10 protein-coding genes and 1 tRNA gene are annotated in these 12,308 nt (G+C 59.9%); 5 read left to right on the plus strand and 6 right to left on the minus strand.

Going from position 1 to position 12,308, the window contains the following annotated elements:
* Positions 1-28: 28 nt before the first annotated feature.
* Both IFT66_RS12870 and IFT66_RS12875 read right to left on the minus strand, forming a co-directional pair.
* A complete protein-coding gene (locus tag IFT66_RS12870; RefSeq protein WP_192077815.1) occupies positions 29-1,198 on the minus strand; it encodes a CobW family GTP-binding protein in 1,170 nt (389 codons plus the stop codon).
* A gap of 30 nt (positions 1,199-1,228) precedes the next feature.
* Positions 1,229-2,323 (minus strand): D-alanyl-D-alanine carboxypeptidase family protein, encoded by a 1,095-nt coding sequence (locus IFT66_RS12875; RefSeq protein ID WP_446737885.1) that lies wholly within the window; start codon positions 2,321-2,323, stop codon positions 1,229-1,231.
* A gap of 169 nt (positions 2,324-2,492) precedes the next feature.
* Between IFT66_RS12875 and IFT66_RS12880 the strand changes: the two genes are divergently transcribed.
* Positions 2,493-3,683 carry a M20 aminoacylase family protein gene (locus IFT66_RS12880; RefSeq protein ID WP_192077817.1) on the plus strand — a complete coding sequence of 397 codons (1,191 nt, stop codon included), beginning with the start codon at positions 2,493-2,495 and terminating at the stop codon, positions 3,681-3,683.
* A 55-nt stretch (positions 3,684-3,738) separates the two neighbouring features.
* A tRNA-Arg gene (locus IFT66_RS12885) sits at positions 3,739-3,815 on the plus strand.
* A 341-nt stretch (positions 3,816-4,156) separates the two neighbouring features.
* Here the strand turns inward: IFT66_RS12885 and IFT66_RS12890 are convergent.
* The 3 genes from IFT66_RS12890 to IFT66_RS12900 all read right to left on the minus strand — a co-directional run bounded on the left by IFT66_RS12890 (position 4,157) and on the right by IFT66_RS12900 (position 6,829).
* Positions 4,157-4,534 (minus strand): DUF982 domain-containing protein, encoded by a 378-nt coding sequence (locus tag IFT66_RS12890; protein ID WP_062461818.1) that lies wholly within the window; start codon positions 4,532-4,534, stop codon positions 4,157-4,159.
* A gap of 377 nt (positions 4,535-4,911) precedes the next feature.
* A complete protein-coding gene (locus IFT66_RS12895; protein ID WP_092659360.1) occupies positions 4,912-5,448 on the minus strand; it encodes a DUF2937 family protein in 537 nt (178 codons plus the stop codon).
* Between the two features lie 148 nt (positions 5,449-5,596).
* Positions 5,597-6,829, minus strand: a complete 1,233-nt coding sequence (locus IFT66_RS12900) for an FAD-dependent oxidoreductase (protein ID WP_192077818.1) — start codon at positions 6,827-6,829, stop codon at positions 5,597-5,599.
* A gap of 100 nt (positions 6,830-6,929) precedes the next feature.
* On the opposite strand from IFT66_RS12900, the gene dxr reads away from it, so the two are divergent.
* On the plus strand, positions 6,930-8,114 hold the full coding sequence (dxr, locus tag IFT66_RS12905) for a 1-deoxy-D-xylulose-5-phosphate reductoisomerase (RefSeq protein ID WP_113111747.1): 1,185 nt from the start codon (positions 6,930-6,932) through the stop codon (positions 8,112-8,114).
* A 123-nt stretch (positions 8,115-8,237) separates the two neighbouring features.
* On the opposite strand, the gene hemA is transcribed toward dxr, so the two are convergent.
* A complete protein-coding gene (hemA, locus tag IFT66_RS12910) occupies positions 8,238-9,452 on the minus strand; it encodes a 5-aminolevulinate synthase (RefSeq protein ID WP_062581729.1) in 1,215 nt (404 codons plus the stop codon).
* A gap of 466 nt (positions 9,453-9,918) precedes the next feature.
* Here hemA and IFT66_RS12915 point away from each other — a divergent pair, with 466 nt between their 5' ends.
* Together IFT66_RS12915 and IFT66_RS12920 are read left to right on the plus strand one after the other, a co-directional pair.
* A complete protein-coding gene (locus IFT66_RS12915; protein WP_062462576.1) occupies positions 9,919-10,182 on the plus strand; it encodes a glycine zipper domain-containing protein in 264 nt (87 codons plus the stop codon).
* A gap of 183 nt (positions 10,183-10,365) precedes the next feature.
* On the plus strand, positions 10,366-12,291 hold the full coding sequence (locus IFT66_RS12920) for an autotransporter assembly complex protein TamA (protein ID WP_192077819.1): 1,926 nt from the start codon (positions 10,366-10,368) through the stop codon (positions 12,289-12,291).
* Positions 12,292-12,308: the final 17 nt, after the last annotated feature.

Here is a 12,308-nt window from a genome sequence, read left to right on the forward strand (position 1 = left end):
GCGTGTGCCGGTGCCGGACGGCGCAGCCTTAGAACTGCATTCCCGGCACAGCGAGCGGATTGTCTTCGAGCGCCGCACGATCCGGACGATCAATCTGCGGCTTGCCCGTGAAGGCCGCGAAAAGATCCTGCACGAACGCTTCCGGCAGATGCTGGGTGATCAGCACCATGCGCGTCAGCCGATCGGAGCCCTCGGGCCATTTCGCCAATCGTTCCGGCGGATGGAAAATGCTTTGCACCCCGTGCAGCACCAGCGGGCGCTCAAGATTATCCGACATCGCCACGATCGCCTTCATGCGCAAAAGCTTCTCGCCATGCGCCGAACGCAGCAGATCCACGAACATGCTGAGCGCCATCGGCTCGATCGGCTTGTCGTGGACGATCGAGAAGGAGCGGATGTTGGCGCCGTGCCGGTTTACATCGTGATGATGGTGGCCGTGATCATGAGGATCGTGCTTATGGTCGTGATGGTCGTGCCCGTGCCCATCGTGCCGGTGCCCATGAGCCGCGTGCGCGTGATCGTGCGCCACCTCTTCCCGCAGCCAGCGGCCGACATCGGCGATCTTCGTTTCCGGATCGTAGAGCCCGTTGACGAGGATCGCGGCGGCACCGGTGCTTTCGTCATCGCCATCGACGATGGGTGCCCGCGGGTTGAGCGCGCGCAGCCGGGCCCGGAGCGCCTCGCTCTCCTCCGGTGTCGACATGGAAAGCTTGGAGAGAACCAGCCGGTCGGCGACCGCAGCCTGCTTGACCGCTTCCGGATGACGATCGAGCGTCGAGATACCGTTGACCGCATCGACAACGGTGACGACGCCGTCCAGCTCGAAATTTTGCGCGATGACGGGATTGCCCATGACCGACTGCATGACAGGCGCCGGATCGGCAAGGCCTGTCGTTTCGATGACCACCCGGTGGATCGGCTTCAGCCGCCCGGTCTGCACGCCGTCCATCAGCGTGGCGAGCGTATCGATCAGCTCTCCGCGCACGGTGCAGCACAGGCAGCCGTTGGAAAGTTCAAGCAGCGCATCGCCCGAGCTTTCGACCAGGAAATTGTCGATGCTCACATCGCCGAATTCGTTGATGATGACGGCCGTGTTGCTGGCGGCGGGATCCTTCAGGATCCGGTTGAGAAGCGTGGACTTGCCCGCCCCCAGAAAGCCGGTGAGGATGGAAACCGGAATGCGACCGCTAAAGGACATGTTTTAGTACCTTAAAGTTCAGCCAGCTCTTTAGAGATTGGCTGGGCGCGGCTGCGGGATCGGCACGGACTTTGTGCCCGTATTGGCATCCGGTACGTCTTCGCCGCCGAGGATGAGGCTTGTCACCGCATATTGCGGCGGACGCGTCATCTCGTGGATAAAGGGCGAATGCAGAACGGTGCGCCCGGCATCGTCGCGATTTTCACTGCGGACTTTGGCAGCCTTCGGATTGCAGATCTCGGCGCTGACATCATTCACCTCGGCCGTGTTTCCATAGGGCGGCAGCGAGGCGAGCGGCACGCCTTCGTTTGCCTGGGAGGTGAGCCCCTGCTGCAGAAGGTTCGCAGTATCATCCGCACGGCCGGCGAGACTGTCGGACCCGAGCACGACCGAAATCACCGTGCGGCCGTTGCGGGTGGCCGAGCCGATCTGGTTGAAGCCGGCGGCACAGATGAAGCCGGTCTTCATGCCGTCGGCCCCATCAAAGCGGCCGATCAACGTGTTGAAGTTCGGATACTGCTTCTTGCCGGTATCGATGCCTTCCAGCGAGAAATAGCTCTGGTACTGCGGAAATTCCCGCTTCAGCGCCAGCGTCAGCACGGCGAGATCGCGCGCCGTGGTAAACTGGCCCTTGCCCGGCAAGCCATGCGGATTGATGAAATGGCTCGATGCCATGCCGAGCCCGTGCGCTTCGGAATTCATCATTTCCACGAACTGATCGAGCGAACCACCCACCGTTTCGGCGACGGCCACGGCGATATCGTTGGCAGACTTGACGAGAAGGATCTTCATCGCATTGTCGAGCGTCAGCCGCGTGCCCGGTTTGAAATACATCTTGCTGGCCGGCTGGTCCGTCGCCTTCTTGCTCATCACCACCTGGGTTTCGAGCGAAAGGCGGCCGGTCCTGATCGCCTTGAACACGACGTAGGCCGTCATCAGCTTGGTGAGCGAGGCCGGATACCATTTCAGGAACGCATCCTGATGGGCGATGACCCGCCCGCTCTTCACATCGACGATCAGCCGCGGATTGGCCGCAGCGCTGCCGGCGGAAACGAGGAGGCCTAGTGCCGCAATGGCGGAGACCACCCGAACGGCGGTCGCGGATTTCAGATGCAAGAATGACAAGAGCGTTCCTCGTCGCTGGAGCCGGGAATGGAGGCCCGAAACGTTTGGCGCATATGTGGCCACTGTGGCCAAGCAATGGCAAAGATGATTGATTACGTCAATCAGGCGAGGCACACTCCCTTCGGGAGGATGGGTCACAACCTTATGAGCAGCAGCACAGGAAATCCGAATGCCCATCTTGAACCGCGCCGCCGAACTTCAAGGCGAAGTTAGCGAATGGCGCCGACATCTCCACGAAAACCCTGAGATTCTCTATGACGTCGTTGAGACCGCAGCCTTCGTAGCCGCTAAGCTGAAGGAATTCGGCGTCGATGAGGTCGCGACCGGCATCGGCCGCACCGGCGTTGTCGGCATCATCAGGGGCAAGGGCGGCGCAGACGCGGGTACAGGCGCAAACGCCAGCGGACGCACGATCGGTCTGCGCGCCGACATGGATGCGCTGCCGCTGACCGAGCTCACGGGCAAGCCATGGGCCTCGAAAACCCCTGGGAAGATGCATGCCTGCGGCCATGACGGGCACACATCCATGCTGCTGGGTGCTGCAAAATACCTCGCCGAAACCCGCAATTTCGACGGCACCGTGGCGCTGATCTTCCAGCCCGCCGAAGAAGGCGGTGCCGGCGCGCTGGCGATGATCGAAGACGGCATGATGGAACGCTTCGGCATCGACGAAGTCTATGGCATGCACAATATGCCGGGCATTCCCGTCGGCCAGTTCGCGATCCGCAAGGGCGGCATCATGGCAGCACCCGACCGCTTCACCATCACCATCAAGGGTCGCGGCGGCCACGCGGCCCAGCCTCACAAGACGATCGACCCGATCTTCATCGGCTCGCAGCTGGTGGGCAGCCTGCAGGCAATCGCCGCCCGCAATGCGGACCCCGTCCAGTCGGTGGTGATATCAGTGACCCGCTTCGATGCCGGAACGACACACAATATCATCCCCGACAACGCGATCATCATGGGCACCGTGCGCACGCTGAACGAGGACACCCGCGATCTCGCCGAAAACCGCATCCGCCAGATAGTCGAAGGCTTGGCACGCGCCCACGGCGCCGGCTGGTCGATCGACTATGAGCGCAAATGCCCTGTCACCTCCAACCACGACAGCGAGACCGACCACGCAATCGGCGTCGCCTCATCGATCGTCGGCGCCGCCAATGTGGATGCCAACGTCGAACCGACCATGGCCGGCGAAGACTTCGCCTTCATGCTCAAACGCCGCCCCGGCGCCTTCATCTTCATCGGCAACGGCGATACGGCAGCGCTGCACAACCCCAACTACGACTTCGACGACGAAGCCCTCGCCTACGGCATCTCCTACTGGGTGAAGCTCACGGAGCAGCGCCTGTCACCATAACCCGCAGAAAAACACTTGGCTAAACGCATCACCTTTTGTATGGGTTTTGCCGAGTGGTCCCATAGCTCAGCAGGATAGAGCGCAAGATTCCTAATCTTGAGGCCATTGGTTCGAATCCAATTGGGATCACCACATTTGCAGGACTTTTGGGGCGTCCGCGTTCCCGGCGTTCCCACAAACTGATCATTCGCTGGCTGATTACGTCCGAGTTCGCTCAGCCGTTACCCGCGACGTGATGCGTTGCTGCACAGTAAGAACAGCTCAGCACCACAACCATCCGCTACCGTCGAAATACGCAAACTCAGAACCGCGGCGAGAACTCGTAGTTGCGAAGGATTTGCTTCGACCCAAGCCATCGTAACTGCTTTGCTGCGGCCATGCTCAACGTCTCGATTTTGGCCAGGCTTGAATTTTCGCATGGCTCTTTCAACACACAATAGAGCGCCTGCAAAATTCATCAAACAGCGGATCAACTAAATCCCGACCTCGACGAAATTTATACTGTTTAGCTCGAATTTATTTAACGTTGCCTCGAGACAAGATTGAAGATCGGTGTCCAAGGCCATTCTGATTGCGCTGATCATCTCTGCCTCGAAAGCATCGATGCTGTCGTAAGCGATCAGGTTGGACGACGAAGCCGCCTTACACAGCACTTCGACAACGCGTCTTTCGTTCGTGAGGCCCCTCAATGCTCCAGCGCAGGCGACCACGGCATCATGGTAAGCTGCGTCCCGGGAACCCGGCCACGCTTCGATCAAATACTTCGCCGCCTCCTTCGTGCTTTTGATACGCACAAAGGTCTTGGTTTCCCCCCGCAACTCGATGGTGACGACGTTGTCCCATTCAGCCATGGCTATGCTCGCCCAATCCGCAAGTAGAGCTAATTTAGCGGGCAATACTTGAGCGGGGCTGGTGACTGTCGTGTGGAAAAGAGGACCTGGCGATGTAGTAGATCAGCGCCACCGTACGAGATCGACTTGAAGTCGATACCTATAGAAAGCGGGTAATTGGCCAACGTGTAGCGCCAGCAGGTCAAACTCTTATACCAGTGTACGATGTCCACATATTGCGCCACGCCTTTCATTTCCCGAAGGCCGCTCCCGTGGCTGAGAACGCGCGCTTTCGGAAGGATGTCGCGTTTTTCCCTACGAAAATTCCGTGTTCCCGGGATTACGTTCTCGGAGATTTCGCCGTCCATTCGGGATCACCACTTCCGCGCCCTCCTCGTCTATACTTGCGGCGTGGCCTGCTTCCTGGCGCGGTTTGTGCGCAATGGGCGGGTCGCCCCCTTGAGCACGAAACCGAGAATGCCGGCGGCGACCCAGCCGGCGAAGAAGCCACCGCCGGCCCAGGTGAGGCCTGCGGCGTCGATCGGCACGGCCGGCACATAGTCGCGCCATGTGTTGGTGAAGGTCATGGGGTCGGCGTTGCGCATCACCACGAACGGCTTGATTGGCAGCGAGGCCTTGATCAGTTCATCCTGCTGCGTCAGCAAAGTCTCGTAACGCTGAAAGATGCCGCGCATCGTGTCGCCTTGGTCGCGCAGGAAGGTTTCCGGCGAGCTCGAATAGACGTTGAGCGCTTCTTGCCGGCCAAGACCGTGGTGGTTGGCCTGGGTGTCGAACTGGGTGATCATCACCTTCAGCTCATCGAGCGCGCCGCCGATGCGCTGGCGGTATTGCTGGGCAAACTCGGGCGCCTGAGAGAAAAAGAGGCCGCCTAGTATCGCTGCAGCCATCGTCAGCATTCGTCCGAACATCAGCATCGCATCACCCCGTTCGTGGACCCCTTTCACAACGGGAGATACCTGGAAAGGTTGCGGGCAGGAATACTGGTGGCATTTTGAGGTGCCTCAAAGTTGCGCTTTACCCGCTGCGCCGACCTCGTCGATCTGAAAAACTACGGCGACCGGTTCAGGTCTTGCGGACATGCTCCATACGGAAGCCGAGGCCCATCAGTCGTCCCGAGAGATGGGCGAGAAGCGGAAAGCGGGCGATGCCGCGGATAAAAGCTGGCGGGCCTTTGCGTTTTTGCGCATCGACCTCATCGCTGCGGCGGCTCGAGCGCATCATCAGCTGCAGTTTCTGCGTGGCGCGCGTCGGAAAGCTGCGGCGCTTTTCCACGGCCGCGAGATCCGCATCCGAGAGCCTGTTTTCCCGCAGCGGCTTTGCCAGAATGTTTGCCGTCGCCACCGCATCCTGGATGGCAAGGTTGACGCCAACGCCGCCGATCGGCGACATCGCATGCGCCGCATCGCCGATGCAGATCAGGCCGCTGCGCCACCATTGTGTCAACCGGTCGATCCGCACGGTCAAAAGGCTGACGTCGTCGAAGGAGGAGATCTCCTCCATCCGCGCGGCCGGAAGCGGCGAAACATCCACCACTCGCTGACGAAAAGCCTCGATGCCTTTTTCGCGGATGTCTGCATAGGTCGTGCGACGGACCACATAGCCGCATTGCCAGTAGTCACCCCGGTCGATCAGCACCAGACCCTGGCTTGGACCGGCATGCCCCATCACCTCGTTCGGATCATCCTTCTGCTTGGAAAGCTTCATCCACAGGACTTCGCTCGGCTCTCCAAAACTTTCGACGGTGAGACCGGCCCTGTCTCGGATGATGGAATTGCGGCCATCGGCCCCGACGACGAGTTGCGAGCGGATGGTCAGCGGACCATCCGGCGTTTCGACGCAGAGGCCGGCAATTGCGTCCTTCTCCTCAATGAGCCCGGTTACCTTGGCATCCATGATCAGCTTGAAATTGGGATAGCTTTGCGCCTGCCTTGCCATGAAATTCAAAAAATCCCATTGCGGCATGAAGGCGATGAAACGGTTCTTGACCGGGAGACGGGAGAAATCCGCCATGGTGATCGTCTCGCCGCCCATCTGCGCGGAAAGCTTTGGCGCCCTTGTGTGCGGCAGTGCCAGAAAGTCGTCGATCAGGCCGAGCTCTGTGATCACTTCCAGCGTCGAGGGATGGATGGTATCGCCACGGAAATCGCGCAGGAAATCCGCGTGCTTTTCGAGCACGACCACATCGACGCCGGCCCGCGCCAGAAGAAAGCCCAGCATCAGGCCCGCCGGCCCTGCCCCGGCGATGACACACTGGGTTTCGATCGTCTGGGTCTCGATCGTCTGCATATCCGTCATGACCTACCGGGCTCTTCGAAAGTTCGGAGTTGAGCGCTTACACTTGTGAGCCGCCGCTTTCTCTTTTAGACCAGCGGTCACCGTAAAGACAGGACATACCATGGCCGAAACCGGCAAGCGTCGCATCAGCATTCTTGGTTCCACCGGCTCGATCGGCGTCAACACGCTCGATGTCGTGAGCCAGCTTGGTGGGCGCGACGCATTCGATGTCGTGGCAATTACCGGCAACGCCAATGTCACATTGCTGGCCGAGCAGGCGATAGCCTGCGGCGCAGCGCTGGCCGTAACCGCCGATGATGCCCATTACGACGCGCTGAAATCAGCACTGTCAGGCACCGGGATCGAGGTCGCGGCAGGACGCGCGGCGCTGATCGAAGCGGGTGCACGACCATCCGACCTGGTGATGGCGGCAATCGTCGGGACTGCCGGCCTTGCGCCGACGCTTGCTGCGGCGGAGCGCGGAGCAGACATCGCCCTTGCCAACAAGGAGTGCCTGGTTTCCGCCGGCGAACTCTTCGTTCGGGCGGTGGCCGAGGGCGGCGGTCGACTGATCCCGGTCGACAGTGAGCACAGCGCGATCTTCCAGTCGCTGGAAGACGACCAGCACCATGCGGTGGAACGCATCGTTCTGACCGCGTCCGGCGGACCGTTCCGGACATGGAGCCGCGAGGAGATGGCCGGCGTCACGGCAGAGGTTGCCCGCGCCCATCCCAACTGGTCCATGGGACTGAAGATCTCGATCGGCAGCGCCTCGATGTTCAACAAGGCGCTTGAAATCATCGAGGCGAAGCACCTGTTCAATATCAGGCCGGACCAGATCGAGGTGATCGTGCATCCGCAATCCATCATTCATTCCATGGTGGGTTACCAGGATGGATCCGTCATTGCGCAGCTCGGCAGTCCGGATATGCGCACCGCCATCGGCTATGCGCTGACCTATCCCGAGCGGCCGAAGCTGAATGTGGACCGGCTCGATTTCGCCAAGCTGGCAAGGCTCGATTTCGAGGCGCCGGACGAGGTTCGGTTTCCGGCACTCAGGCTTGCCCGCACTGCGCTGGAGCGCGGCGGCGCGCAGGGCGCGATCATGAATGCCGCGGAAGAGATGGCGTTTCATGCCTTCTGCGCCGGCAGGATCGGCTTTCTCACCATGGCGGATGTCGTCGAAGACGTGATGGACGCGATGATGGGTCACGCGGCAACAACGATGGACGCCGTGTTTGCAGCAGACGCTGAAGCACGCCGCGTTGCCGACGAAATCATCGACAAACGGGAAATGGCCGCCTAAGCGCCGAAAGCCATCGGCGGGACGGCCGCGTGATCAGACAAGTTCATTGCGTGATGTGAAGACGGGGCGACTTGGAGCGCCCGGCATCCCCGTGACACGCACGGGGATGAGGCAAACGTCGTGTCAGGCGACCTGGCGTGCCAATGCGCAGCGCGACCACAGCTGATGCAGCGAGCTGACCAGATGTTCCAGATCCGCATCCGTATGCAGCGGCGTCGGTGTGATGCGCAGGCGCTCGGTCTTTTTCGCAACCGTCGGATAGTTGATCGGCTGGACATAGACGTCGCAGGTGTCAAGCAGGATGTCGGAGATCCACTTGCACTTGGCCGCATCGCCGACCATGACAGGCACGATATGGCTTGGGTTGTGCATATGCGGGATGCCCTGCTGGTCGAGCATCATTCGCAGTTTCTTGACGCGATCCTGGTGACGCACGCGCTCGAACGGGCTTGCCTTGAGGTGGCGGATCGAGGCGATCGCGCCGGCCGCAAGTGTCGGTGGCAAAGCCGTGGTGAAGATGAAACCGGATGCGAACGAACGGATGAAGTCGCACAGCGCCGTCGATGCCGCGATATAGCCGCCCATGACGCCGAAAGCCTTGCCAAGCGTACCTTCGATGATCGTCAGACGGTCCATCAGGCCTTCGCGTTCGGCAATGCCGCCGCCGCGCGGGCCGTACATCCCGACCGCATGAACTTCGTCGAGATAGGTCATCGCACCGTATTTGTCGGCAAGATCGCAGATCTCCTTGATCGGCGAGATATCGCCGTCCATCGAGTAGACGCTCTCGAACGCGATCATCTTGGGCGCCTTCGGATCGGCTGCCGCAAGCTTTGCTTCCAGATCGTTCAGATCGTTATGCTTCCAGATCACCCGGTCGCATTTGGCATAGCGGATGCCCTCGATCATCGAGGCATGGTTCAACGCGTCGGAAAAAATGATCAGACCGGGGATCTTCTGGCCAAGCGTACCCAGCGTCGCCCAGTTGGAGATATATCCGGACGTGAACACGAGCGAGGATTCCTTGCCGTGAAGGTCCGCGAGCTCCTGCTCCAGAAGAACATGGTAGTGGGTGGTGCCAGAAATATTCCGGGTGCCTCCCGCACCCGCGCCACAGTGATCAATGGCCTCGTGCATGGCCTCGATCACGGCCGGGTTCTGGCCCATGCCGAGATAATCGTTGGAACACCAGACGGTAACCTCTCTCGGTCCCTCGGGCGTATGACGCGTCGCGCGCGGAAAACTTCCGCGATGCCGCTCGAGATCGGCGAACACGCGGTAGCGGCCTTCCGAATGAAGTCCGTCCAGTTCGCTTTTGAAAAATGCCTCGAAATCCATGTCACACTCCAGAACCTACCCCGGTTTTGGGTCCGGTTTCGCCATGCGTCAAGCCCGAATAGGTCAATTTGCCCCGACCTGCGGCGAAAAGTCCGAATTTTTGGAACAATTCCAATGAAGCGAAACTACCATTGAAATCTGCCAAAATCGTTACGAGTCAGGCGACCCCGAAAAGACGAAAGACTTTCCGAACAATCGGCTCGAGCTGGCGTGATGCGACTTCCCCCACCTTCTCATCATTCCCCAAGTCGGCCAGCCGATCAATACCCATTTCATACCGGCGAAACCTGACTGAAAGCGGATTTTTGCCACAGCCATCGAAGAATGAGATCAGAATGTGTCTTGCTTATATGGACTATTTGAAGAGCCGGCCTATTGTTCATCGGATGCACAAAAGCCCGGCGTGCGCACCTGCAAGGGTTTCGCCGGACACAATCAATCGGCAGGAACTACTCAGGAGGAATTCATGAAAAAGGCTTTGATGCTTCTCGTGCTCGGCGCATCTCTCGCGAGCTGCACCGCGACTGAAAAGGGTGCCGGTATCGGCGCTGCATCCGGCGCCATCATTGGCGGCGCAGTTACCGGTAACGTCCGCGGCGCAGCAGTCGGCGCAGCCATCGGCGGCGTTTCCGGTGCGGTCATCGGCAACGTGTCGGAACAGCCGGGCCAGTGCTATTATCGCGATCGCTACGGCCGTCGCTACATCGACGATTGCCCGCGCCGTTACTAATCGGAGCGGCGCTCGACGAGCACCGCAAGACTGTGGCCCTGGAGCATGCTCCAGGGCTTTTTCATTTATGAAGACATACTTATCGACGAGACGGGGGTACCCCGTTAAACAATTTGCGGCTACACAAGACCAGGAGCTGGTCATGATGGCCGGGGCGGTGATAAGTCGGCAATAAGTTAGCGTATGCAGAACGTAAGCAGCGGGCGGAAGAAGATGAATTACCGGAGGACCGGTTCCGTCGCAGCGATTGCGGCCGCCCTTCTTTGTTCGCCTGCGCTCATCGAGAGCGCCTACGCTTTTAAGCTTTTCGGCATTACACTGTTTGGCGACGACGAGGACAAGGTCGAGGTGATCGACCCGGTCCGCTACGACGCGACTCTGGAAGCCGGTGATGCGGACAAGAAACTCAAGGATCGCCTGGAAACCGCGGCATCGCTGATCGCCGACAAGGACGAGCCTGTATCCGGTGATCTCGGCATCGTCATCAAGGCCCGCGAAGACCGGGACCGCCTGGTTGCTGTTCTCTACGAAGAAGCCCGGTATGGCGGGGTCGTCCGTATCTCTGTTGCCGGAACGGATATCGACGCGCTGCCACCCAACCCCACCTTCGACCACTCATCACCCGTTCCCGTGACGGTTCAGATCGAACCCGGACCGGTTTTCAAACTTGGCTCGGTGCGGTTCGACAAGGATGCGACCGGTCGCAACCCCGCGGACTACGATCTGGAGCCTGGCGGCGAAGCCGGCTCGCGCGTGATTCTGAAAGCCGGCGAAAAGCTGCTGGTCGACGTCAAGGCAGAAGGTCGACCGCTTGCCAAGCTGACCGAACGGCGGGTGACCGCCGACCATCGCACCAACACGGTCGATGTCGTGCTCGGCGCCATCTCGGGCCCGATCGCACCGTTTGGCATGGTCACGGTCAAAGGCTCGCGCACAGTCGACCCAGCCTTCATCAAACGCTATTCCCGCCTCGACAAGGGCGGCCGCTATTCACCGGTGCAGCTGAAAAAGGCCAATGACCGGCTGCGCGAGCTCGGTGTGTTTTCGAGCGTCACGATTCAGGAATCCGACGCCCTTGCGCCGGATGGATCGCTGCCGCTGATGATCGAGGTTTCGGACGGCAAGCAGCGGTATTTCGGCTTTGGTGCCGAATACTCTTCGCTCGATGGAGCGGGTCTCTCGGGTTACTGGGGGCATCGCAATCTGTTTGGCCAGGCCGAATCGCTGCGCGTGGAAGGCAAGGTCTCCGGCATCGGCGCAACGACCGACGTCACCACATTCGACTATTCCGCCGGTATCGTCTTTACCAAGCCGGGCTTTCCCGTGCCTGAGGCAACGTTCGAATCGCGCCTGGAAGCCAAAAGCGAAAATCCAGACGATATCTACGACGCGCAGTCGATCGCCTATTCGGCCGGCTTTTCCTACGAACTCAACGACACCGACAAGCTCACCGCCGGCGGTGAAGTCGCGTATATTCTCGCCGACGATGCCTTCGGAAAGAATGAGTACCTGACGTTCAGCGTGCCTGTCGGCTTCGAACGCGACGCGCGTGACAACAAACTGGACCCAACCGAAGGTTACCGCGCAACGCTTTCCGCCAAGCCTAGTTATGAGTTCTTCAATCAAAGCATTTTCTCGTCTTTCGAGGGCTCGATTTCCGGGTATCTCGGATTGGGTGCAGAGGATCGGGTCGTGTTTGCAGGCAAGCTGAGTGCGGGGACGCTGGTCGGCGCCGACGAGCTGCAGGACATCCCAGCCACCAGGCGCTTTTATGCCGGCGGCGGCGGATCGGTGCGCGGCTATTCCTATCGCGAAATTTCGCCTTATAACGGCGATGACGAAGCGCTGGGCGGACGATCCTACACTGTGGCCTCTTTTGAAATGCGCGTAAAAGTGTCAGATAGCATCGGCATCGTACCGTTTCTCGACGTCGGTACGGTTTCGACCGAAATCGTGCCTGATTTTTCTGATATAAGAGCTGGAGCGGGGATCGGGTTGCGTTACGCCACTCCTTTCGGGCCGATCAGGCTGGACGTCGCGCTTCCGTTGCGACGCTATGACGACGGTAGCCAGTATGGAATTTATGCCGGCATTGGCCAGGCATTCTGAAAGGTAAAGTTGCCAGC

This window comes from Rhizobium sp. CFBP 13726 (assembly GCF_014841925.1).
In the GTDB taxonomy this organism is placed as follows: Bacteria; Pseudomonadota; Alphaproteobacteria; order Rhizobiales; family Rhizobiaceae; genus Neorhizobium; species Neorhizobium soli.